At 72.3% G+C, this 24,402-nt stretch carries 15 protein-coding genes; 11 read left to right on the forward strand and 4 right to left on the reverse strand.

Annotation, left to right across the window (positions count from 1 at the left end):
• Window positions 1–81: 81 nt before the first annotated feature.
• On the reverse strand, window positions 82–8,028 hold the full coding sequence (locus GQ57_RS24100) for a non-ribosomal peptide synthetase (RefSeq protein ID WP_052001472.1): 7,947 nt from the start codon (window positions 8,026–8,028) through the stop codon (window positions 82–84).
• Entirely contained in the window at window positions 8,012–9,907 is a 1,896-nt protein-coding gene (locus GQ57_RS24105; RefSeq protein ID WP_052001473.1) for an amino acid adenylation domain-containing protein, read from the reverse strand. Before GQ57_RS24105 ends, GQ57_RS24100 begins: the two co-directional genes overlap by 17 nt.
• A 204-nt stretch (window positions 9,908–10,111) precedes the next feature.
• Here GQ57_RS24105 and GQ57_RS24110 point away from each other — a divergent pair, with 204 nt between their 5' ends.
• The 11 genes from GQ57_RS24110 (at window position 10,112) to GQ57_RS24160 (ending at window position 22,469) form a co-directional block, all read left to right on the forward strand.
• A complete protein-coding gene (locus GQ57_RS24110) occupies window positions 10,112–11,791 on the forward strand; it encodes a cyclic peptide export ABC transporter (protein WP_075122982.1) in 1,680 nt (559 codons plus the stop codon).
• A 39-nt stretch (window positions 11,792–11,830) separates the two neighbouring features.
• The gene (locus GQ57_RS24115) at window positions 11,831–12,511 is read left to right on the forward strand and encodes a hypothetical protein (RefSeq protein WP_031400552.1); all 681 of its coding nucleotides are present in this window, start codon (window positions 11,831–11,833) and stop codon (window positions 12,509–12,511) included.
• A gap of 285 nt (window positions 12,512–12,796) precedes the next feature.
• Window positions 12,797–13,402, forward strand: coding sequence for a sigma-70 family RNA polymerase sigma factor (locus GQ57_RS24120; protein WP_034199242.1), 606 nt, complete (start codon window positions 12,797–12,799; stop codon window positions 13,400–13,402).
• Window positions 13,399–14,139 carry an anti-sigma factor gene (locus GQ57_RS24125; RefSeq protein ID WP_031400554.1) on the forward strand — a complete coding sequence of 247 codons (741 nt, stop codon included), beginning with the start codon at window positions 13,399–13,401 and terminating at the stop codon, window positions 14,137–14,139. The genes GQ57_RS24120 and GQ57_RS24125 overlap by 4 nt, the downstream gene beginning before the upstream one ends.
• 192 nt (window positions 14,140–14,331) lie before the next feature.
• Window positions 14,332–15,165: a DUF1295 domain-containing protein gene (locus tag GQ57_RS24130; protein WP_034199243.1), complete on the forward strand. Its 834-nt coding sequence runs from the start codon at window positions 14,332–14,334 to the stop codon at window positions 15,163–15,165.
• Window positions 15,162–16,274 (forward strand): SAM-dependent methyltransferase, encoded by a 1,113-nt coding sequence (locus GQ57_RS24135; protein WP_034199244.1) that lies wholly within the window; start codon window positions 15,162–15,164, stop codon window positions 16,272–16,274. The genes GQ57_RS24130 and GQ57_RS24135 overlap by 4 nt, the downstream gene beginning before the upstream one ends.
• A gap of 127 nt (window positions 16,275–16,401) precedes the next feature.
• Entirely contained in the window at window positions 16,402–17,709 is a 1,308-nt protein-coding gene (locus GQ57_RS24140) for an NAD(P)/FAD-dependent oxidoreductase (RefSeq protein WP_034199245.1), read from the forward strand.
• A complete protein-coding gene (locus GQ57_RS24145; protein ID WP_034199246.1) occupies window positions 17,706–18,548 on the forward strand; it encodes a DUF1365 domain-containing protein in 843 nt (280 codons plus the stop codon). Before GQ57_RS24140 ends, GQ57_RS24145 begins: the two co-directional genes overlap by 4 nt.
• Window positions 18,545–19,771: an SAM-dependent methyltransferase gene (locus tag GQ57_RS24150; protein WP_031400559.1), complete on the forward strand. Its 1,227-nt coding sequence runs from the start codon at window positions 18,545–18,547 to the stop codon at window positions 19,769–19,771. Before GQ57_RS24145 ends, GQ57_RS24150 begins: the two co-directional genes overlap by 4 nt.
• A gap of 295 nt (window positions 19,772–20,066) precedes the next feature.
• The gene (locus tag GQ57_RS24155; RefSeq protein ID WP_034199247.1) at window positions 20,067–20,804 is read left to right on the forward strand and encodes a sulfite exporter TauE/SafE family protein; all 738 of its coding nucleotides are present in this window, start codon (window positions 20,067–20,069) and stop codon (window positions 20,802–20,804) included.
• A gap of 285 nt (window positions 20,805–21,089) precedes the next feature.
• The gene (locus GQ57_RS24160) at window positions 21,090–22,469 is read left to right on the forward strand and encodes an amino acid permease (protein ID WP_031400561.1); all 1,380 of its coding nucleotides are present in this window, start codon (window positions 21,090–21,092) and stop codon (window positions 22,467–22,469) included.
• 48 nt (window positions 22,470–22,517) lie between these two features.
• Here GQ57_RS24160 and GQ57_RS24165 read toward each other — a convergent pair whose 3' ends face one another.
• Entirely contained in the window at window positions 22,518–23,096 is a 579-nt protein-coding gene (locus GQ57_RS24165; protein WP_034199248.1) for an NnrU family protein, read from the reverse strand.
• Window positions 23,097–23,432: 336 nt separating this feature from the next.
• Window positions 23,433–24,320 (reverse strand): TfoX/Sxy family protein, encoded by an 888-nt coding sequence (locus GQ57_RS43835; protein WP_235215124.1) that lies wholly within the window; start codon window positions 24,318–24,320, stop codon window positions 23,433–23,435.
• Window positions 24,321–24,402: the final 82 nt, after the last annotated feature.

Genomic DNA, 24,402 nt, shown 5'->3' on the forward strand with positions numbered 1-24,402 from the left:
CCGGAATTGTAAATAATAATCACTCTTATTCGCAACACTAATTCTATTTGCCGGGCCGACTGAGCGGCCCGGCCGCCCCGCTCAGTCGGCGCCGAGCGCATCGAGCAGCGCGTCGAGCTGCCCGAGCCCGGCCAGCGCGACGCCCGCGTCGCCGCGCGCGGCCTCGACGCGCGCGCTGAACGCGCGCAGCGTGGACGCCTCGAACACGGCGCGCAGCGGCACGTCGACCGCGAAACGCCGCGACACCTGCGCGACGAGCCGCGTGGCCAGCAGCGAATGGCCGCCGAGCGCGAAGAAATCGTCGTCCGGCGCGATCGCGTCGACGCCGAGCAGCGGCTCCCAGACCGCCGCCATCTCGTCCTCGAACGCGCTGCGCGGCGCCTGCCCGGCCGGCCCGCGCACGGCGGGCGGCTCGGGCAGCGCGCGCCGGTCGAGCTTGCCGTTCGGCGTGAGCGGCAGCGCGTCGAGCACCGCGATGTGCGCAGGCTGCATGTACGCCGGCAACTGCTGCGCGAGCGCGTCGCGCAGCCGCGCGACATCGGGTGCGACGTCCGGCGCCGCGCACACGTACGCGAGCAGGCGCGGGCCGCCGGGGCCGTCGCGCGCGATCACGACCGCCTGGCGCACGCCCTCGGCCGCGGCGAGCACCGCCTCGATCTCGCCGAGCTCGATCCGGAAGCCGCGCACCTTGACCTGATGGTCGATCCGGCTCAGGTATTCGACGCCGCCGTCCGGGCGCCAGCGCGCGAGGTCGCCCGTGCGGTACATCCGCGTGCCGTCGGCCGCGAACGGATCGGGCACGAAACGCTCGGCCGTGAGCGACGGCCGCCCGTGATAGCCACGTGCGAGGCCCGCGCCGCCGAGATACACCTCGCCCGCGACGCCGAGCGGCGCCGGCTGCAGCGCGGCATCGAGCACGTACAGCGTCGTGTTCGCGATCGGGCCGCCGATCGACTGGTTGACGGGCTCGACCGTGTCGATCCGCGCGGCGCTCGTCCACACGGTCGCCTCGGTCGGGCCGTACAGGTTCCACAGCTGCGTGCCGGGCGCCGCGAGCGCGCGGGCGAGATCGGCCGGCAGCGCCTCGCCGCCGCAGAACATCCGCAGCCCGGGCGCCGGCCGCCAGCCGGCCTCGACGAGCATGCGCCAGGTCGCGGGCGTCGCCTGCATGACCTGTGCGGCGGCGAGCGAGCGCACGAGGAAGGCCGGATCGCGCGCCTCGTCGTGACGCGCGATGTGCACGCGTGCGCCGACGACGAGCGGCAGGATCAGTTCGAGCACCGCGATGTCGAACGACAGCGACGTGACCGCGACAAGCGTGTCGCTCGCCTCCAGGCCGGGCGCCGCCTGCATCGCGCAGATGAAGTTCGCGAGCGCGTCGTGCGTGACGACGACGCCTTTCGGACGCCCCGTCGAACCCGACGTGTAGATCGCATAGGCGGCCTGCCCCGGCGCGATGCGGGCCGCGGCGAACGGCGCGGCGTCGCCGCCGTCGTCCGGGCCATCCTGCTCCGGCGCGACGATCGGCACGCCCGGCCCGGCCGGCAGGCGCGCGCGGCCCGCGTCGTCCGCGATCGCGGCGCGCACGCCCGCATCCTCGAGCACGTAGGCGATGCGATCGAGCGGATATTCGGGGTCGAGCGGCACATAGGCCGCGCCGACCTTCCACACCGCGAGCATCGCGACCGGCATGTCGACGCCGCGCTGCATCGCGATCGCGACGCGATCCTCGACGCCGACGCCGAGCGCGCGCAGCCGCCGGGCGAGCCGGTCGCTGCGCTGCTCGAGCGTCGCGTAATCGAGCTGCGTATCGCCGCAGAGAAGCGCGACCGCGCCGGGCACGCGCCGTGCCGTCGCCGCGATGCGCTCCGGCACCGGCCGCGCGTTATCCGGCAGGCGCGGGCCGCGGCTGAACGCGGCGATCTGCGTGCGCTGCGGCGCGTCGAGCAGCGCGATGTCGCCGAGCGTCGCGGTCGACGGTGCGGCCAGCGCCCGCAGCGCTTCGCGCAGATGCGCGCAGAGCCGGTCGATCGCGTCCGGCGCGAAACGCGTCGCGTCGTAGTTGAAGCGCACGCGCAGCGCGGACTCCACCGTCGCGACGACGCTCAGCGGATAGCCGGTCGTCTCGGCGGTCGCGAGGTCCGTGTAGCGCAGCGCGCGCGGGTCGTCGCCGTGCGCGAGCAGCGACGCGTCGAGCGGATAGTTCTCGAACACGACGAGCGTGTCGAACGCCGCGCCGGCGCCCGCCCGCAGCCGCTGGATCGCCGCGAGCGGCACGTGCTCGTGCTCGCGCAGCGCGAGGTTTTCGTCCTGCAGCGCGTGCAGCCATGCGTCGCGCGCCTGCCCGGGCGACACGTCGCGCACGATCGGCAGCGTGTTGATGAACAGGCCGACCATCTCCTGCGCCCCCGCGACCGCATCGGGGCGGCCCGCGACGGTCGCACCGAATGCAACGGTCGACTGGCCCGTGTAGCGCGCGAGCAGCACGAGCCACGCGCCCTGCAGCAGCGTGTTCAGCGTCAGCCGCCGCGTGCGGGCGAATGCGGCCAGCGCGGCCGTTTCGTCGCTGCTCCACGCGACGTCCACCTGCGCGTGCCGCACGGCGGGCGCCACGGCGGGCGCGGCCAGCGCGCCCGCGAGCAGCGTCGGCTCATCGGGCGCACCGATGCGCGGCGCCCAGAACGCGGCGCTCGCGGCGCCGAGCGACGCACCGTCGCCGCTGCGTTCCGGGTCCGCGGCCAGCCAGCCGAGATAGTCGCGATAGCGCGGCGGCGCGCCCGCCCAGTCGGGGGTGTCGGGCGCCCGATAGCGGCCGACGACTTCGGCCAGCACGCGTGCGCTGCTCCAGCCGTCGAGCAGCAGGTGATGGCGCGTCCACAGGAAGCGGTAGCGCTCGCCCGGCAACTGCACGAGCGCCGCGCGCATCAGCGGCGCCTGTTCGAGGTCGAACGGCGTCTCGCGCTGGCTCGCCGCGTATTCGTCGAGCGCGCGCGCCGGATCGGCGGCGGCGCGCAAGTCGACGCGTGCGAGCGGCATCCGCGCCGTGCGGTCGACCCACTGCATCGGCGCGGCGCCGTCGTCCGCCGGTTTCGCGAGCGCGGTGCGCAGCACCGGATGGCGCGCCACCGTCGCATCCCACGCGGCCTCGAAGCGCGCGAGGTCGGGCGCGTCGAGCGTCAGCGCGAACTGGTTCAGGTAGCGGGCGTCGTCGGGCGCGTATTGCACTTCGAACAGGATGCCGCGCTGCATCGGCGACAGCGGATAGATATCCTCGACGCGCGCGGGCGGCAGGCCCAGTGCCGCAAGGCCCGCGGCATCGAGCGCCGCGACCGGGAAATCGGCCGGCGCGAGCGTCGCGAAATCGTCGCGTCCGGCCCGCTCGACCAGCGCGGCGAGCGCGTTGGCGAACGCGTCCGCGAGCGCGTCGACCCGTTGCGCGTCGCAGCGCGCCGTGTCGAAGGTCAGGTCGACCCGCAGCCGGTCGCGCTGCACGCGCGCATCGAGCGCGAGCGCGGCCGACGGCGCGGCGCCCGGATCGCGTTCCGCGCCGTGCGGCGCATCGGCCAGCGCGAACAGCCCGTCGGCGTCGCCGTCGAGCCCCGCGTCGACGCGGCCGAGATAGTTGAAGCGCAGGTTCGGCAGCGGCAGCGCGCGCAGCCGTGCGCGCGTCGCGTCGTCGCCGAGTTCGCGCAGCAGGCCGAAGCTCACGCCGTCGTCCGGCGTCGCGCGCAGTTGCTGGCGATTGTGCGTGAGCGCCGCGGCCGGGTCGGCCGACGCGCGCAACGCGACAGGATAGAGGCTCGTGAACCAGCCGACGCTGCGCGCGCAATCCGGCGCGCCGGGCAGCTCGTCGCGGCCGTGGCCCTCGACCTCGACCCACACGTCGGCGTCCGCGACGCCGGCCGTGTGCGCGAGCGCCTGCGCGAACGCGGTCAGCAGCAGATCGTCGACGTGCAGCCGGCGCGCGCTGCCCGGCAGCGCGAGCAATGCGCGCGTCAACGACGCGTCGAGCGCGCGATGCGCGCGGCCCGTGCGGGCGGCGCCCGGCCCGGCCGTGCCCGCGAGGCTGTCGAGCGGCCACGCGCGGGCGCCGTCGCCGGCCCGCAGCCATGCGTCAGCCGACGCGGCCAGCGCGCCGGAGGCGAGCCGTGCGCGCCAGTCGGCCGCCCACGCATGCGCGGCGACGCCGGCATCCGGCAACGCGGCCGTGTCGCCCGCGACGATGCGCCGGTACGCATGCTCGAGTTCGTCGAACAGCACGCGCCACGACACCCCGTCGATCGCCAGATGGTGAATCGCGACGAACAGGTACGCGCCGCCGTCGTCGAGCGTCGCGTGCAGCGCGCGCAGCGTCGTGCCGGCCGCGAGATCGAGGCTGCGCTGCGCGGCATCGCACTGCGCGTCGAGGTCGGCGAGATCGCGCGCGCGGACCTGCGCGACGCAGGACGCGCGGCTCGCGGCCTGCGCGGCGTCGAACGCTTCGCGCATGCGCCAGGCGCCGGCCGCATCGCGCTGCGCGCTCAGGCGCAGCGCCGCGTGACGCGCGACGAGCCCCCGGAACGCGGCGTCCAGCGCGGCCGGATCGAGCGACGCGGTCGTGCGCACCAGCACCGACTGGTTCCAGTGCGCGGGATTCGGCAGATCCAGCGCGAAGAAGCGCGCCTGCGCCGGCGTCGGCGTCCAGTCGCCGCCCGCGTTCGCCGCCGGAGCGGCGGCGCGCGGCGCGCCGGCGGCGGGCGCCGCCGCAAGCGGCGTCGCGACCTGCGCGAGCGCCGCGATCGTCTGATGCTCGAACACCTGGCGCGGCGTCAGCTTGATCCCCGCGCGACGCGCGCGGCCGATGATCTGCAGGCTCAGGATCGAGTCGCCGCCGAGATCGAAGAAATTCGCGTGGCGGCCGACCGACGGCACGCGCAGCACCTGCTGCCAGAGCTGCGCGAGCGTCGTTTCCAGTTCGCCCTGGGGCGGTGCGTCGTCCGCGGCCGGTGCGGCGGCCGGCTGCGGCTGCGGCAGCGCGCGCCGGTCGAGCTTGCCGTTCGGCGTGAGCGGCATGCGCTCGATCGCGAGCACGTGCGCGGGCACCATGTAGTCGGGCAGATGCGCGGCGAGATGCGCGCGCCACGCGGCCGGATCGGCGGACACGCCGGCCCGCGGCACGACGTACGCGAGCAGTTGCTGCGCGCCGTCGTCGCGCGCGGCGCCGATCACCTCGGCCTGCGCGACGTCCGGATGGTTGCGCAGCACGTGCGCGACCTCGCGCGGCTCGACCCGGTAGCCGCGAATCTTCAGTTGATCGTCCGCGCGGCCGACGAACAGGATCGACCCGTCGTCGGTCCAGCGCACCCGGTCGCCGCTGCGGTACAGGCGCTCGCCGGTTCCGCGCGGGTCGGGCACGAAGCGCTCGGCGGTCAGCGCCGGGCGGCCGAGATAGCCGCGCGCGACGCCCGGGCCGCCGAGATACAGCTCGCCGTCGACGCCGGCCGGCACCGGTTCGAGCCGCGCGTCGAGGATCTGCGCGTACGCGTTCGGCAGCGGCCGCCCGACCGGCACCTCGGCCCCGCCCGCGCGCGGCTCGACCTGCGCGGCGAGCACGCCGACCGTCGTCTCGGTCGGCCCGTAGTGATTGAAGATCCGGCACGCGGGCCGCAGCGCGCGAACCTGCTCGGCGAGCGCCATCGGCAGCGGTTCGCCGCCGAGCACGAGCGCGCGGGCGGGCAACGCGCGCTCGGGGCGGTCGCCCTGCAGCAGCGCGGCCAGGTGGCTCGGCACGATCTTCAGCACGTCGATCGCATGGCGCGCGACGTAGTCCGCGAACCGGCCCGGATCGAACGCGCATTCGGCGTCGGGCAGGTACAGCGCGGAGCCGCTGGCAAGCGCGCCGAACAGCACCGTGTGCCCGAGATCGGCCGCGACCGTCGACACCATCGCCATGCGCAGGTCGTCGCCCCAGCCGAACCGCTCGACGACGCCGAGCGCGTAGTCCGCGAGCGCGCCGTGGCTGACGACGACGCCCTTCGGCTTGCCGGTCGAGCCCGACGTGTAGATCAGGTAGGCGGCCTGGCGCGGATCGATCGGCGGCGCGACGAAGGCCGGCGCGCCGGCCACTGCCTCCGCGTCGGCCTGCGCGAGCGGCGCGGCCGGATCGTCGGTCAGCAGCACCGGCGTGCAGCCGGCCGCGCGCAGCGCATCGGCGCCCGCGCCGAAGCCCAGCACGGCGACGGCGCCGCTGTCCGCCACCATCTCGGCAAGCCGTGCGGCCGGCAGCATCGGGTCGAGCGGCACGTACGCGGCGCCCGTCTTCAGGATGCCGATCAGGCCCATCGCGAACGCGGCCGAGCGCGGCGCGCACAATGCCACCCGCGTTTCGGCGCGCGCGCCGCGAGCGGCGAGCACGGCCGCGATCCGGTCGGTCGCGCGGTCGAGCGCCGCACGACTGACTTCGCCGGCGCCTTCCGCATGCAGCGCGAGCGCATCGGGACGCGCGGCGACATGCGCGCGCCATGCGGCCAGCACGTCGCCATGCGGCCAAGTGCGCGCGGCGCCGTGCGCGCCGTCGCGCGCGCCGGGCAGCGCGAGCTGCCCGACCGGCGTGTCCGGCGCGTCCGCGACCTGCGCGGCGATGCCCGCGAATGCGTCGGCGAAGCGTGCGACGGTCGCCGGGTCGAACAGCGCGCGCGCATAGCTGACGACGCCTTCGACGCCGTCCGGCAGATCGGTCACGTCGAGGCCGAGATCGAAGCGCGTCGCGTCGTCGTCGAGCGCGAGCGGCGTCACGGTCAGGCCGTCGGCCAGCGCATGCGCGACGAGCGGCAGCTGTTGCGTGAACTTCACCTGGAACAGCGGGTTCGCGGCGAGGCTGCGGTCCGGCTGCAACGCCTCGACGATCTGCTCGAACGGCACGTCCTGATGCGCATGCGCGTCGCGCATCGCCTGCCCGGCTTCCGCGAGCAGCGCGTCGAACGGCGTATCGGGCGCGGGCGTCGCGCGGATCACGAGCGTATTGACGAAAAAGCCGACGAGCGGCGCGAGTTCGGCGCGCGCGCGGTTCGCGCTCGGCACGCCGATCCGGATGTCGGTCTCGCCGCTCAGCCGCGCGAGCGTCGCATGCAGCACCGCGAGCAGCACGTTGAAGAGCGTCGTGTCGCGCGCCTGCGCAAGCGCGCGCAGGCGCGCGGACAACGCGGCCGGCAGCGTGAAGCGCAGCCGCGCGCCCTCGAAGCTCTGCACCGCGCCGCGCGGCCGGTCGGTCGCGAGCGGCAGTCGTGCGGCCTGCGCGCCGAGCCGCTCGCGCCAGTACGCGAGCTGCCGTTCGAACACGCCGGTGGACGCGAGGTCGCGCTGCCACAGCGCATAGTCGGCATAGCCGAGCGGCAGCGGCGGCAGCGCCGCCGCCGGGTCGTCGCCGCGCGCGAACGCGGCGTACAGCGCGCCCAGCTCGCGCAGCAGGATGTCGCCCGACCAGCCGTCGGACACGATGTGATGCATCGTCAGCGCGAGCCAGTGGCAATCGTCGGCCAGCACGATCGCGCGGGCGCGCAGCAGCGGCGCACGGCCGAGATCGAACGGCCGGTTCGCGTCGTCGCGGGCGAGCGCGCGGGCCCGCGCCTCGCGCGTGTCGGCCGGCGTGTCGCGCAGGTCGGTCACGTCGAGCGGCACGCCCGCATGCGCGTCGACCGTCTGCCAGGGCACGCCCGCGTCGTCTTCCGCGAAGCGGGTGCGCAGCGTGTCGTGACGCGCGACCAGCGCATCGAGGCTGCGCTGCAGCGTCGCCCGGTCGAGCGCGCCGTCGAAGCGCAGCAATCCCGGGATGTGCAACGCGGCCTCGGCGCCGCCGACGCGCGACAGGAACCACATCCGCTGCTGCTGGAACGACAGCGGCGCAGCCGCATGGCGCGTCGCGGCCGGCACGATCGGCAGCATCGAGAACGCGATACCCTTCTGCGCGAGCGCGTCGAGCAGGCGTGCGCGCGCGTCGGGCGCGAGGGCGGCGATTCGGCGCGCGAGCGCGTGTTTATCGGGGGACTGCATGGGTGGCGCTCTCCTCTGCATTCAACAACGCGTCGATCTCGGCAAGCGCATCGGCTTCGGCGTCCTGCGCCGCGCCGCGCTCGCGCGCGATGCGCGCGGCAAGGTCCGCGAGCCGCGGCGTGTCGAACAACGCGGCCAGCTCGAATTCGGGGTGCAGGCTTTCGCGGATGCGCGCCTGCAGGCTGGCGGCGCTCAGCGAGTCGCCGCCCAGTTCGAAGAAGTGGTCGTCCGCGCCGACCTGCTCGACGCCGAACAGCGCCTGCCAGAGCGCGGCGAGCGCCCGCTCGACGTCGGTCGACGGCGCGCGGTAGGCGGCGCGCGGCGCGACGGGCGCGGGCAGCGCGAGCCGGTCGAGCTTGCCGTTCGGCAGGCGCGGCAGCGCGGCCAGCGCGACGAGGCTCGACGGCACCATGTGCGGCGGCAGGCTCGCGCGCAATCGTTCGCGCGCCGCGTCGACATCGGGCAGCGCGGCGCGGCCCGACGCGAGATAGCCGACGAGCTGGCGGCCGGCCGGCGTGTCGCGCACCACCACGGCCGCTTCGCGCACGCCGTCGCAGCCGAGCAGGCAGCGCTCGATCTCGCCCGGCTCGATGCGCAGCCCGCGCAGCTTGATCTGGTCGTCGGTGCGGCCGAGATACGCGTAACCGCCGGCCGGCAGCGCTTCGACGAGGTCGCCGCTGCGATAGCGGCGCGCGCCCGGCGCGCCGTCGGGATCCGGCTCGAAGCGCTCGGCCGTGAGCGCCGGGCGCCGGTGATAGCCGCGCGCGACGCCGTAGCCGCCGATCAGCAGCTCGCCGCGCGGCCGATCGGACGGCGTGTCGTCGCCGGCCGCCGGATCGAGCGCGACGTGGCGCGCGCCGACCGGCGTACCGATCGGCAGATACGCGCTGTCCCCGAGGCCCGACGGATCGTGGCTGGTCCACAGCAGCGGCGTGATCACCGTCTCGGTCGGCCCGTAGCCGTTGACGAGCCTCGGCGGCGCGAGCGCGGCGTCGATCACCGCATGCGTTTCGCGCGACATCGCCTCGCCGCCCGTCGTATACGAGCGCACGCTCGGCAGCCGGATGTCGTGCTCCGCGCACCATTCGGCGACCTGGCGCAGGTACGATGGCGGGAACGCCACCGCCGTGATGGCTTCGCGGCGGATCGCGTCGACCGTCTGCGCGGCGTCCCACAGGGCGTCGCCGCTCACGACGATCGCCGCGCCCGCGACCAGCGGCGCGAGCCAGCCCTCGTGCGCGCCGTCGAAGTTCACCGACGCGAAATGCAGCACGACGTCGCGCTCGACGATGCCGTAGCGCTCGACGATCGCGCGGCAGTGCATCGACAGCGGCCCGTGCTCGACCGCGACGCCCTTCGGCGCGCCGGTCGAGCCCGACGTGTAGATCAGGTAGGCGAGCTGCCGTTCGTGGACGGCGGCCGGCAGCCGCGCGGCGGCCGCCGGCGCGCCGTCGTCCGTCGCGTCGAGGCGCACGACGCGCGCGGCGTCGAAGCCCGGCGACACGTCGACGCCGGGCCCGACGAGCCACAGCGCGATCCCCGCGTCGGCGGCGATATAGTCGAGGCGCTCGCGCGGATACGCGGCGTCGAGCGGCACGAACGCGGCGCCGGCCTTCAGCACGGCCAGCAACGCGACGAACAGGCCGGTCGAACGCCGGACCGTCACGCCGACCGGCGTTTCCGGCCCCGCGCCGCGCGCGACGAGGCGCGCCGCGAGCGCATCGGAGGCCGCATCGAGCTCGGCGTAGGTGAGCCGCTGCGCGCCGTCGATGACGGCCGGCGCGTCGGGCCGCTCGCGTACGCGTTCGCGGATCAGGTCGTGGACCGGCGCCGCCGGAATGGGGGTCGGATGAGCGGAAAGTGCGGTCTGGGTGGCCATGTCGATCCGGCGCGAGCCGGCAAGAGAACAAGCGATACCCTGATGACGATTGGCGCACGAAAATGTACAGCCCGCGCGCCGACTTTTTTTTTTGCGGCCTCGTTCGTCTTGTCAGTAGCGAGGCCCGATCCGCGGATCGTCCGCGCCACCGCCGACGCGGCCAGCCGGCCGGTTCGCAGGCCTTTTATCCAGACCGGGAGTTTCATGACATCCACCCCCTCTTCTCCGCCCCGCACGCTTTCGATGCTGATCGGCAAGGTGCGCGGACGGCTCGCGCTCGCAACCCTTGCCAGCACGCTGAGCGGGCTTGCCGGCGTCGCGCTCGTCGCGCTGCTGAACACGGCCATCAACGCGCCGGCCGATGCGCTGCCCGGCCTCGGCTGGCGCTTCCTCGGCCTGTGCGCGGCCGCGCTCGCGATGCGCCTGTTCGCCAGCTCGATTTTCGTGAACCTCACGCAGACGACGCTCGCGACGCTGCGCCACTACCTGTCGACGCACATCCGCAACGCGCCGTACCGCAAGCTCGAAACCATCGGCGCGGCGCGGCTGCAGTCGCTCGCGAGCGACGACGCGGCGCTCGTCGCGACCCTGTTCGCCAGCCTGCCGATCATCGTGATGAACGGCGCGATCGTCGCCGGCAGCCTCGTCTATCTCGGGATGCTGTCGTTCCGGACGCTGATCTTCGTCGCGATCGCGATCGCGCTCGGCTCGCTCGCGTTCCACCTGGCGCACGGCCGCGCGATGGTGCACCTGCGCGCCGCCGGCAAGCTGCAGGACGCGTCGCTCGGCTATTTCAGCTCGCTGATCGCGGGCGCGAAGGAACTGAAGCTGAACCGCGCGCGCGGCGACGATTTCCTCGACGGCGTGCTGAGCCCCGCGCTCGACGCGGTGCGCACGACCCGCGTGCGCGGGATGCTGATCTACACGGGCGCGAGCAACTTCGGCCTGTTCCTGCTTTACGTGATCATCGGCGTGACGACCTTCTTCTTCACGCGCTATGCGGGCCTCGACGCCCGCACGAGCTCGGGCTTTGTCGTCGTGTTCCTGTACCTGATGGTGCCGCTCGACAGCCTGCTCAACAACCTGCCGCAGGTCCAGCTCGCGCGCGTCGCGCTCGAGCGGATCGAGCAGACCGTCGGCCAGCTTCACAACGACGAGGCGCCCGCCTCGCGCACCGCGCCCGCGCCGTTCTCGCACATCGACGTGCGCGGCCTCCGGCACAGCTACTACCACGAGCGCGCCGACGAGATCTTCCAGCTCGGCCCGATCGACCTGTCGTTCCGGCCCGGCGAGCTCGTGTTCCTGGTCGGCGGCAACGGCAGCGGCAAGACCACGCTCGCCAAGCTGCTGACGGGCCTCTATGTCGCCGAGCACGGCGAGATCCGGATCGACGGTCAACTCGTCGACGGTACCAGCCGCGATACCTACCGCCAGCAGTTCAGCACGATCTTCTCGGATTTCCACCTGTTCGACTCGCTGCTCGGCGTGTCGCGCGACGGCCTCGACCAGCTCGCCAACGCGCTGCTGGAGAAGCTCCATCTCGATCACAAGGTGCAGGTGCGCGACGGCGCATTCTCGACGCGCGACCTGTCGCAAGGGCAGCGCAAGCGGCTCGCGCTCGTCGTCGCGTATCTGGAAGACCGCCCGTTCTACGTATTCGACGAATGGGCCGCCGACCAGGATCCGGTGTTCAAGGACGTGTTCTACAACATGCTGCTGCCCGAACTGCGCACGCGCGGCAAGACGGTGATCGCGATCAGCCACGACGATCGCTACTTCCCGCTCGCCGACCGGCTGATCAAGCTCGAGGACGGGCAGATCGTGATGGATCGCGCCACCTCGCACGCGGCGGAGGAATCCGCCCGCAACGCCGTCGGCGCCTGACGCGGACGCCTCCACCCACCCCGTGCACCCTGACCGTCGATGCCAGCACCGACCATCTCGCTCGTCCGCTCCTTCGCGATCTCGTCATGCCCGCCGGATCTGCCCCGGCCGGGCGATCTGCTGCTCTGGCGGCTGCGCGCCGACTGGCAGCTGATGACGCGCGAGCAGGGGCACGCGCGCCTGTCGTCGATCGAGCTCAGGCGCGCCCGTACGCACCCGAATCGCCTGTCCGGCCGCCGCTACGCCATCGAGCGCTCGGCGTTGCGGACGATCCTGGGGATCATGACGGACCGCGCGCCGCAGACGCTCCCGCTGGTCGACCTCGCCGCGGGCCGGGTCGGGTTTGCCGAATGCGACGCGTTCAACACCACGAGCGCCGCGATCGCGCAGGCCGGCATCTGGATCGTCATCGCGATCACGCACGGGCCGGTCGGGCTCGGCATCCTGCAGCACGGCGCGCCGGGCGACCCGGCCAGCCGGATGCAGGTGCGCCGCGAAAGCGTCGAACACGCGTGCGGCCACGCGCGGCAAGCGGCGATCGACATTCAGCCGGTGCCGCACCAGTCGCTGTTCCGGGCCGAAACGCCGGATGGCGGCAACTGGAACCTGCTCGACGTGCCGATGACGGGCTCCATGTACGCGGCGACCGTCGCCGCGCCGCGCATCGAACGGGTGCACGCGATCGGCTGGCACGGCGAAAGCGACGCCTGGTCGGCCTGACCTGGCGCGCGGCCCGTCGCTTCGGGCCGCCGGCCCGGCGGTGCGCGCGCGGCCAGGGTTCGGACGCCCGCGTCGGCCCGACGGACCGCACTCCGGAATCCGGACCGGACACCCGCCCGCATCCCGGCGCCCGCGCCGCCCGTATCTGAACGCATCGACATCATCCGGGCCGCCATCATGCACAGCGGACAACGCGTCAATCGCCGATCGCCCGGCCGGGCGCATCCGGGAGTGCTATATTCGATCCGACATTCACGCCATGGCGATCGCCGCCATTCTCTCCGCATGAACGACACGCCGGATCGTGCCACGCGCTTCGACCAGTCGGCGTCATCGCGCGATGCCGACGCCGAGCGGCGCGCTTACCTGAACCAGGTCATGCTGCGGGTCGCACGAGGCGACCAGGCGGCTTTCGCGGAGCTGTACCGGCTCACCTCGTCGCGCGTGTTCGGCGTCATCGTCCGCATGCTCCACGACCAGGGCGAGGCCGAGGATCTGCTCCAGGAGGTCTACACCACCGTCTGGCGCCGTGTCGAGGCATTCGACCCGGAGCGCGGCGGCGCGATGACCTGGCTGATCACGCTGGCGCGCAACCGGACGATCGACCGGCTGCGGCAGCATCGCGAGGTGCCGCTCGACGACGAGCAGTTGCCCGACCTTCCCGATGAAGGCCCGACCCCTGCCGCGCTGGCGGAAGCCGGCGAGGAGCGGCGGCGTCTCGAACGCTGCCTGGAGCGGCTCGAAGCGCCCCAGCGCCGCGCCGTGCGCGAAGCGTTCTTCAGCGGCGCGACCTACGGCGAGCTGGCCGAACGACTGCGCGTGCCGCTCGGCACCATGAAAAGCTGGATCCGGCGCAGCCTGATGCAGCTGAAGGTATGTCTCGAGCAATGAATACGCCGGCCGATCACGATTCCGAACTCCGCTGCGCGGAATACGCGCTCGGCGTGCTCGATGCCGGCGAGCGCCGCGCGCTGGAGCAGGCCGTCGCCCATGACCCGGCGTTGCAGGCCACGCTCGATCGCTGGCAGCGACACTTCGCGCCCTTCGGCGAGGACGTCGCCCCCGTCGAGCCGCCCGGCCGCGTGTGGACCCGCATTCAGCGCGATCTCGGCTTCTTCCTCACGCCGCCGGCGCCCGACCCGGCGCCGAAACCGGCCAGCGGCTGGTGGAACAGCCTCGATCTGTGGCGCTGGGTCGGCATGGGCGCGAGCGCCGTCGCGCTCGGGCTGCTCGCGGTCAACCTGGTCCGGGTTCGCGAGGCGCCCGAGCAAGCCGCCGCGGTCGGGCACAACTACCTGGTGGCGACGATTGCCCGGCCGGACGGCGTCGCGCACTGGACCGCCACGGTCGACCTGCGGCACGCCCGGATGGTCGTGGTCCCGGCCGACAAGCCGGCGATCGCCGCGAACCGCTCGACCGAGCTCTGGCTGATTCCGCCGAACGCGAAACCGATTCCGCTCGGCGTCTTCCCGCCCGACGCGCCCGCGTCGATGACGCTGCCGCCCGCGGTCGTCGCGCAACTCGACGCGCGCGCGGTGCTCGCCGTGTCGATCGAGCCGAGCGGCGGCTCGCCGACCGGCCAGCCGACCGGCCCGGTACTCGCCACCGGCGCGATGCACGCCGCGTAACGCGCGCCTTCGCCCTCGCACCCGTCGCCCGCCGCAAGCGCGGCGGCGCGGGGCGCGGCCTTTCACGCGGCCGCATCACATCGCATCGCATCTCGCGTCAAGCCGCATCCATCCGGCTTCCGGCTCAGTTCCGGCCGCATCCATCCGGCCTCCGGCTCCGTATATGACGAACAGCCCGTCCACGGAGTCCGCATGCCTGCCGCCGTCGTCGCCCTCCTCGCCTGCGCCGGACTGATACTCGCGTTCACGACCGTGTGGATCGTCCAGTTGCGCACCCGGAATGCCGGGATGATCGACCCGGTCTGGGCCGCGACGCTCGGCGGCGTGGCCGTGTTCGTCGCCGGGCTCGGCACCGGCGCCGGATCGAACCGCATGCTCGTCGCGCTGGGCGGCGGCATCTGGGGCCTGCGGCTGGCGCGGCACCTGTGGCGCCGCAATGCCGGGCAGCCGGAAGATCCGCGTTACCGGCAGTTCCGCGCGCAATGGGGCGCGGCCGCCCCGCGCAACCTGTTCTGGCTGTTCCAGTTGCAGGCGCTGATCTCGATGCTGCTGTCGCTCGCGTTCTTCGTCCCGGCATACAGCCGCGACGCGCCGTCCCGGTTCGCGCTGGCCGCCGCGGTTGCGATCTGGTTCGCCGCCGTGGCCGGCGAGGCGGCCGCCGACCGCCAGCTCAAGCGCTTCCTGGCCGACCCGGGCCGGCGCGACCAGGTCTGCCGGGCGGGCTGGTGGCGCTATTCGCGGCATCCCAATTATTTCTTCGAATGCCTGCACTGGGTCGCGTACGCGGCCCTGGCGATCGGCATGCGATGGGGCTGGCTGACGCTGCTGCCGCCGTTCCTGATGGCGTGGCTGCTGCTCAGGGTGTCCGGCCTGCCGCTGCTCGAAGCGCGTCTCATGCAAACGCGGCCGGGCTACCGCGAATACATCCGGACGACCAGCGCCCTCGTGCCGTGGCCGCCCAGGCGGGCCGCGCACCTGCCCGTCACCCGACCCGACCGACCCGAAGACAGGAGCACGCGATCATGACCGCTACCGCCTCGCAACCGTCGCCCGCCCGGCCGCCCGCACCCACACCCGCGCCCGGCGACGCCTGGCTGATCCGCTGCTGCGAGCGCGGCTGGCTGCCTGACCCGCTGATCCGCGCCGGGATGCGCGCGCTGATGCGGCAGCGCCTGCGCGACGAACACGCCGACGACGGCGAGCGGCGCGCGATCGCCCGCGACACGCTGCTGCGCGAACTGCGGGCGAGCCCGATCGCGATCGACACGCAGGCGGCCAACACGCAGCACTACGAGGTGCCCGGCGCCTTCTTCGAAGCCCATCTCGGCCCCCGGCTGAAATACTCGTGCGGCTATTACCCGTCCGGCGACGAAACGCTTGCGCACGCGGAGGACGCGATGCTCGCGCTGTACGCGCAGCGCGCCGAACTCGCGGACGGCCAGCGCATCCTCGATCTCGGCTGCGGCTGGGGCGCCCTGTCGCTGTGGCTCGCGCAGCGCTATCCGCACGCGGAGATCGTCGGCCTGTCGAATTCGCACGGTCAACGCCATTTCATCGAGCAATACGCGGCGCGGCGCGGGCTGACCAACCTGCGGATCGTCACCGGCAACGTGGTCGATTTCGATTTCGCGCCCGGCGACGCGGGTTTCGACCGCGTACTGTCGATCGAGATGTTCGAGCACATGAAGAACTACGGGCAGCTGCTCGCGAAAATCGCGCGCTGGATGCGCGACGACGGCAAGCTGTTCGTGCACCTGTTCGCGCACAAGCGCCTCGCCTATCACTTCGCGGCGCGCGACGGCAGCGACTGGATGTCCCGCCATTTCTTCACCGGCGGCACGATGCCGTCGGCCGACCTGCTGCCGCAGTTCCAGGACGACGTGCGCATCGCCGGCCAATGGTGGATCGACGGTACCCACTACGCGCGCACGGCCAACCAGTGGCTCGCGTCGCTCGACGCCGCGCGCGGCCGGATCATGCCGATTTTCGAAACCGTCTACGGCGCCGACGCGCGCATCTGGTTTCAGCGCTGGCGGATGTTCTACATGGCGGTCGCCGAACTGTTCGGCTATGCCGGCGGGCAGGAATGGGGCGTCGCCCATTACCTGTTCGACAAGCGGCCGCTACGCGCGTGAAGGCCGTCATGCGCCGCCGCGCCGTCCCGCTCGCGGCGCGTGCCGCGCATCCGCCGCCCGCCCTGCTTCGTATCTCGGGAAAGAGCGATCCCGCGACCGCCCTGCCGCCTGACGGAGACCTTGCGCGATGCATCCGGAACCCCTAGCCCCCATGCCCGGCCAGCGAGTCGCCGTCGTCGGCGCCGGCATCGCGGGCCTCGCCAGCGCCTACCTGCTGGCCCGCCGTCACCGCGTGACGCTGTTCGAGGCCGCCGCCCGTCTCGGCGGCCATGCGCACACCGTCGACGTCGAACTCGACGGCACGAGCCATCCCGTCGACACCGGCTTCCTCGTCTTCAACGACCGGACCTATCCGAACCTGATCGCGCTGCTCGACGAGCTCGGCGTCGCCGCCCACCTGAGCGACATGTCGTTCTCGGTGTCGGTCGACGGCGGCCGGCTCGAATGGGCCGGCAGCAACCTCAACACGGTGTTCGCGCAGCGCCGCAACCTGTGGTCGCCGTCGTTCCTCGGCATGCTGCGCGACATCCTGCGTTTCAATGCCGCCGCGCAGCAGTACCTCGAAGCCGCGAGCCGCCAGCGCCTGTCGGTCGGCGAGCTGCTTGCCGCCGGCGGCTACGGCGCGCCGTTCCAGCATCACTACCTGCTGCCGATGGCGGCCGCGATCTGGTCGAGCGCGGCCGGCGACGTCCTGCGCTTTCCGGCGGCGACGTTCCTGCGCTTCTGCCTGAACCATGCACTGCTGCAGGTCGGCCATCGCCCGCCGTGGCGCACGATCGAGGGCGGGTCGCGACTGTATGTGGAGCGCATCGCCGCGACGCTCGACGACGTGCGCACGAACGCGCCGGTACGCACGATCCGGCGCGACGAAGGCGGCGTCACGGTGACGACCGACGCGGCAGGCCATGAACGCTTCGACGCCGTCGTGCTCGCCTGCCACGCGCCGACGAGCCTGCAGCTCCTCGCGGACGCCGGCGACGCCGAACGCGACGTGCTGGGCGCCGTGCGCTACCAGCGCAACGTCGCGGTGCTGCATACCGATCCGGCGCTGCTGCCGCGCCGCCGGCGCGTGTGGTCCGCGTGGAACTACCTGAGCCGCCGGCCCGCGCTGTCGACCGACCGCGAAGCGCCCGTATGCGTCAGCTACCTGCTCAACCGGTTGCAGCCGCTGCCGTTCCGCACGCCGGTCGTGGTCACGCTGAATCCGGTGGACGCGCCCGCGCCCGGCACGCAGCTCGGGCGCTACGACTACGCGCACCCGCTGCTCGACCTCGCCGCCATCGACGCCCAGCACCGCCTGCCCGCGCTGCAGGGGCAGCGCCGCACGTGGTTCGCGGGCGCGTGGACCGGCTACGGTTTTCACGAGGACGGCCTGAAATCCGCGTTGCGCGTGGCCGGCGATTTCGGCGTCAGGCCGGCCTGGGCCACGCCATGAATGCGCCTTTCGCCCGCGACGGCAGCGCCGCGCGCCTTCTCGTCGGGCGCGTGATGCACGAACGCCTGCGGCCCGTGCGCCATGCGTTCACGTATCCGCTCTTCCAGGTCTGCTGCGACGTCGAGCGGCTCCGCGAGATCGACGGCAACGGGCTCGGGATCGACCGCTGGCGGCCGCTCGCGCTCGCGGTGCGCGACTACGGCCCGCGCGACGGCCAGCCGCTCGCGCCGTGGATGCGCGCCCGCCTGGCCGACGCCGGCATTCCGGCCGACGGCCCGATCTGGCTGCAGACGATCCCGCGCATCTTCGGCCACGCGTTCAATCCGGTGAGCTTCTGGTACTGCTACGACCGCGCGGGCCGGCTGCGCGCGCTGTATGCGGACGTGCGCAACACGTTCGGCGCGCGCCACGGCTACCTGCTGAGCGCGCCGCGCCATGCGCCGATCGGCGGCGACACCGTCCTCGTGTGCCGCAAGACGTTCCACGTCTCGCCGTTTTGCGACGTCGTCGGCGATTACGCGTTTCGCGTGCGGCAGCGCGGCGATCGTCTGACCGTCGCCATCGACTACCGCGATCGCGACGGCCTGCTGCTGCGCACGGCGCTCGACATGCGCGCCGAACCGCTGACCGCCGCGCGCGCGTGGCGCGCGCTCGCGCGGCAACCGCTCAACGCGCTCGGCGTCGTCGTGCGCATCCATTGGCAGGCGCTGCGGCTCTGGCTCAAGCGCGTGCCGTTTCACGGCCGGACGCCACCGACCCGGCCGCCCCGCGCCGATGCGGGTTTGCCCCCCGCGCCGCCACACCGTCCGGCGATCTCCGATCACGAGGCCCACCCATGACCCTGCTGCGCGGCTGCTCCTGCGCATCGCAACCGCCGATGCCGCTCTCGTCCCGGCTGTTCGTCGCGCTGCTGCGGCGGCTCCGGGACGGCCACCTGACGCTGGTCACGCCCGAGGGCCGGCAAACCGTGTTCGGCGACCCGCGCAGCCAGCCGGCCGCGACGCTGCAGATCCTCGACTGGCGAGCGTGCCGCGCGATCCTGCGCGCCGGCGACATCGGCTTCGCCGAAGCGTATCGCGCACGCTGGGTCGACACGCCCGACCTCGTCGCGCTGCTGCGCCTCGCGATCCGCAACGAGCCGGCGATCGCGCAGACCGTGACGGGCGGCCGCCTCGCCCGCCTCTGGTATGCGCTGCGCCACCGGATGCGCACGAATACGCGCACCGGCAGCCGCCGCAACATCCACGCGCACTACGACCTCGGCAACCGCTTCTACGGGCTGTGGCTCGACGATACCTGGACGTATTCGAGCGCCTGCTTCGACGGCGACGCACAGCGCCCGCTCGCCGACGCGCAGGCCGCGAAATATCGGCGCATCGTCGATTCGCTCGGCCTGCGCGCCGGCATGCGCGTGCTCGAGATCGGCTGCGGCTGGGGCGGCTTCGCGATCCACGCGGCGCGCCTGGGCATCCGCGTGCATGCGCTGACGATCTCGCACGCACAGTACGCGGCGGCGGTCGAGCGCATCGCGCGCGAGGGACTGTCGGGCCTCGCGACCGTCGAGCTGCGCGACTACCGCGACATCGACGGGCAATACGATGCGATCGTGTCGATCGAAATGTTCGAGGCCGTGGGCGAAGCGTTCTGGCCGGTGTATTTCGACCTGCTCGGACGGCGCCTGAAGGCGGGTGCGCGGGCGCTGATCCAGTCGATCACGATCGACGACGCGCGGTTCGAGGCCTACCGTGCGTCGAGCGACTTCATCCGCGAGTTCATCTTTCCGGGCGGCATGCTGCCGAGCCCGGAGCGCTTCGTCGACGCCGCGCGCCGCGCCGGCCTCGCGGCCGAACCCGTGTTCGCGTTCGGGCTCGACTACGCGCGCACCCTGCACGCGTGGCGGGCCGCGTTCGAGGCCAGCGTCGACGCCGTGCGCGCGCAAGGATTCGACGATACCTTCATCCGCACCTGGCGCCTGTACCTCACCTATTGCGAAGCCGCGTTCGCCGAGCGGCGCACGGACGTGATGCACTTCGTCGTGTCGTCGGAAGGGCGGCCCGCATGAAACGAAGGCCGGCGATCCTCGCCGCCGCCGCGGCGGCGTTCGGCGCGGTGCGCGTCGCGAGCCCGGCCGCGTAACGGCGGCTCGGGTGCGGCCAGGCCGGGCCGCCGTCGTTAGCCCCCAGCCGTCCGTCCGTGCCGCTGCCCGGACGGCGTGCGTAGCGCAGCCCGGCGAAGCACGCGCGAGCCGGCGTCGCACCGCCGGCTTCGGGCCCGCGCGATCTGCATTATCATCGGGCATCCCCCGCGCCTGCCCGCCTCCGGCGAACCGGCCCCGCCACCTTTCCCGTCTCGCACCGATGCTCGCTCTCGTCATCCTCGCCGGCCTCTGGGCCGGCCTGCAGAACGCCCTTGCCGGCGGCGGCTCGTTCGTCACGCTGCCCGCGCTGATCGTGTCGGGCCTGTCGCCGCTGTCGGCGAACATCACGTCGACGGTCGCGCTGTTTCCCGCGCAGGTCGCGACGGGCTGGACGAGCCGCAACATGGTGCGCGGCGTGGGCAAGCTGTCGTTTCGCGCGATGTTCGCGATCAGCGTCGTCGGCGGCGCACTCGGCGGGCTGCTGCTGCTGAAGACCCCTTCGTCGATCTTCTCGCGCCTCGTGCCGTGGCTCGTGCTGTTCGCGACGATCGTGTTCGCGTGGGGCAGCTTCTTGCGCAAGCCGCGCGAGGGCGCGACGCATCTCGGCGTCGTCCCCGCCGCGCTCTCGCAGTTCATGATCGCGATCTACGGCGGCTATTTCGGCGGCGGCCTCGGCTTCCTGATGATGGCGGTGCTGACGATGGCCGGCCTGGCGCCGCGTCACGCGATGTCGACCAAGAACGCGCTCGCCGGCGTGATGAACGCGTCGGCCGTCGTGCTGTTCCTGACGTCGCCGCAACTGCGCTGGGGTTCCGCGCTCGCGCTCGGCGGCGGCGCGATCGTCGGCGGGCTGTTCGGCTCGTGGGCGCTGCATCGCGTCAACGAACGCATCCTGCGGATCGGGATCGTCTGCATCGGCGCGGTGCTCACCGTCGGGTTGTTCGTCAAGCCCATCTGACGCACGCACGCGCCTGCCGCCGCGGCGGCAATTGATGAGCAAACCGCAAGACGTCTTTCGCATATGTCGTTTGCCGTCGCGGCGGCATCCGCCCACAATCCGGGTTGCCGTCGGCGCCCTCTCGCGGGCGCCGACGGCACCTCGCGGCCGCCATTGCGTCTGTCCGCCGGCGGCCCGGCACATCGCGTCACACACGCTCCCCCGACATCGGCGCCCGTGCGGCGGCGGCTCGCTGCCGCCACGCGGCCCGATGCGTTCCCGGCCAACAATAACTAGAGGTAGGAGATGCAGGACAACTCGTTGAGGCAAAGCCTCAAGCAACGGCACATCACGATGATCGCGCTTGGCGGCGTGATCGGCGCGGGCCTGTTCGTCGGCTCCGGCGCCATCATCGCGACCGCCGGCCCCGCGGCGATCCTGTCGTACCTGATCGGCGGCGTGATCGTCACGCTGGTCATGTTCATGCTCGGCGAAATGGCGTCGCGCAACCCCGACAGCGGATCGTTCTCCACCTACGCCAGCAACTATCTCGGCGAATGGGCCGGCTTCGCGGTCGGCTGGCTGTACTGGTTCAAGTCGATGATGACGATCACCGTCGAGGCGATCCTGCTCGGCGCGATCCTCCACGATTTCCTGCCGTGGCTGCCCGTCTGGGGCGGCGCGCTGTTCATGCTCGTCACGCTGATCGCGAGCAACGCCTACTCGGTGCGCTCGTTCGGCGAGGCCGAATACTGGCTGTCGTTCGCGAAGGTCGCGACGATCATCGTGTTCATGGCGCTCGGCGCATCGATCCTGCTCGGCTTCCAGCCGCGCATTCCCGCGCCCGGGCTCGTGAACCTGACGGAGCACGGCGGCTTCATGCCGAACGGCATTTCGCCCGTGCTCGCCGGCGTGATGGTCGTGATCTTCTCGCTCGGCGGCAGCGAAATCGCGGCCGTCGCGGCGGGCGAATCCGAGAACCCGGGCAAGAACGTGATCCGCGCGATCAAGAGCGTGATCGTGCGCGTGATGGTGTTCTACGTCGGCTCGGTGTCGATCCTGATCCTGTGCATGCCGTGGACCGACAAGGCCAACCTGAAATCGCCGTACGTGTCGCTGTTCGGCATGGCGGGCTTCGCGGGCGCGGCGGTCGCGATGAAGCTCGTGCTGTTCGTGTCGTTCATGTCGGTGATGAACTCGTTCCTGTTCTCGAACTCGCGCATGCTGTTCTCGCTGAGCCAGCGCGGCCACGCGCCCAGGATGTTCGGCCGCACCAACGCGAAGGGCGTGCCGATGAACGCGCTCGTGCTGTGCCTGGCGATCTGCGTATCGATCCTCGGCATTCACTTCCTGAGCGGCGGCGACCTGTTCCTGATGCTCGCGAAGAGCAGCGGCGCGTTCGTGATGATCGTGTGGATCTTCATCATCCTCGCGCACTTCGCGATGCGCCGGCAGACCCGGCACGAACAGCACGACCCGTCGGCGTTCCGCGCGTGGTTCTATCCGGTGTCGAACTGGGTCGCGCTGCTGGCGCTGGTCGCCGTGCTCGGCTCGCAGGCGTTCAACCCGGATTCGCGCTTCCAGTTCTGGTTCACCGTCACGACGGCGCTCGCGATCGTCGCGTCGTATTTCCTGCGCCGCAAACCGGCGCAACTGGCGGAGACGGCCGGCGCGAAGCTGCGCTGACCCGTTGCCCCGAACCGGCGGGCGGCGCGCCGGCGTGCCGCCCGCCGCTCAGCCGAACGGCCGCACGCCGATCAGCCAGCCGTGCAGGAACCGCGCGAAGACCGCCCACGCGACGAGCCCGGCCACGATCGCCACCGCGTCGCCCGACAGCCTGCCGGCCGGATAACGGACGCCTTCGCGCCGGTCGCGCGCGCGCCACACGACGAAATCGACGAGCGACCACACGAAGAATGCGCCGAACAGCACGACCGCGTGCAGCGTGGCGTTGGCGAGCAGGTGCGCAATCGCCCAGACCATCACGCCGGCCACCATCGGATGGCCGACCAGCATCCTGATGCGGTTGCCGGGCACGTAGGACGCGGCGATCAGCACGAATGCGATCGCGGTCAGCATGCCGGTGAGGTGGCGCACGCCGACGGGCGACGCCCACAGCAGCGTCGCGCCCTCGCGCGCGACGCCGTACCCCCAGACGATCAGCACGAAGCCGGCGATCGACGCGACCGAATACGCACCCTTCCAGCCTTTCTCGCCGATCCGCCCGATCGTCGCCGACCGCCAGCCGTCCGCGACGATCCGGATCGAGTGCACACCGAGGAAGATCGCTAAACCGAGAATCAGGACGAACATCGGCTGTCTCCGTCTGGAATGATGAGTGGGGGATGCCCCCCGCGCGGCGTGCGATGCGCCGTTCGCGGGGCCGGCGGCGGGGCCGGCGCGGGTCGGCCACGCACGGGCGCAACCCGCGCCGATCATAATCGCCGGGGCCGCCGTTGTGAAGCAGGCGGGCGTACGGGGCGGCCCGGGCTTGACGCTTTTCGGGTATCGGGAGGGCGCGGGTGTGACGGATGGGCCGGTGCGAGGCATCGTGAGGCATGCGAAGCGCGCCGGACGCCGTCGGACGGAGGCGGACGGCGTCAAAGGAAAGCTGAACGCGCGAGGCTGTCGCTTCGCACGGAATCCCGATTAAGTCTGCTTGCGCTTCGCCGGCGGGCTCGATGCGGGTTTCGAAGGTGGCTGCGGCGCGGCCTTCGCGACGCTTTTTGTCGCCGGCTTCGGCACCGCCTTTGCGGCTTGCTTCGCAACCGGCTTTGCGCTCGACGCCATCTTCGCCGATGGCTTCGGCGCAGCCTTCGCAGCCCGCTTCGTCATCGGCTTTGCTTCCGGCGCCCGCGCAGATTTCGATGGTGGCTTCGACACGGCCTTCGCGGCTTGCTTCGTTGCCGATTTCACGTCCAGCGCCCCTTCGGGTTCCGACGGCGGCTTCGCCACCGCCTTTGTCGCCCGTTTCGTCACCGGTTTCACTTCCGGCGCCAGTGCCAGTTTCGACAGTGGCTTCGGCACGACCTTAGCGGCTCGCTTCGTTGCCGATTTCACGTCCGGCACTCGCGCAGATTCCGACAGTGGCTTCGGCGCAGCCTTCGCAGCCCGCTTCGTCGCCGGTTTTGCTTCCGGCGCCCGCGCAGATTTCGATGGCGGCTTCGCCACCGCCTTCGTCGCCAGTTTTGCTTCCGGCACCAGCGCAGGTTTCGACGGTGGCTTCGATACGGCGTTCGCAGCCCGCTTCGTCACCGGCTTCACGTCCGGCGCCGTTTTCCGCGCCTTGCGCTTCGGCGGCCCGGCCAGCAGCGCCGCGCGATACGCGCTGCGGCACCAGTCGAACAGCGCGCCCGCATCCTCGAGCACGTCAGCCGGCGTTTCGTAATACCCCTCCAGCGCGACGGTGCGCGTGGGCCGCACATACGAGAACGACCCCATGCCCGCCGCGACGAACGCCGGGCGGTTCACGTCGTCGACGCGCAGATACAGCGACCCGCGCGACATGAAGCCGAACATCACGCCGTCGAGCCGCATCGCCGCGCCGCTGAAGAACCGCACGACCTCGACCGTGCCGAGCGGCGCCAGCCGCCACGCGATCTCCTCGCCGTTCGCCTTC

The sequence above is a fragment of the Burkholderia sp. MSh2 genome (assembly GCF_000731655.1).
GTDB lineage: Bacteria > Pseudomonadota > Gammaproteobacteria > Burkholderiales > Burkholderiaceae > Burkholderia > Burkholderia paludis.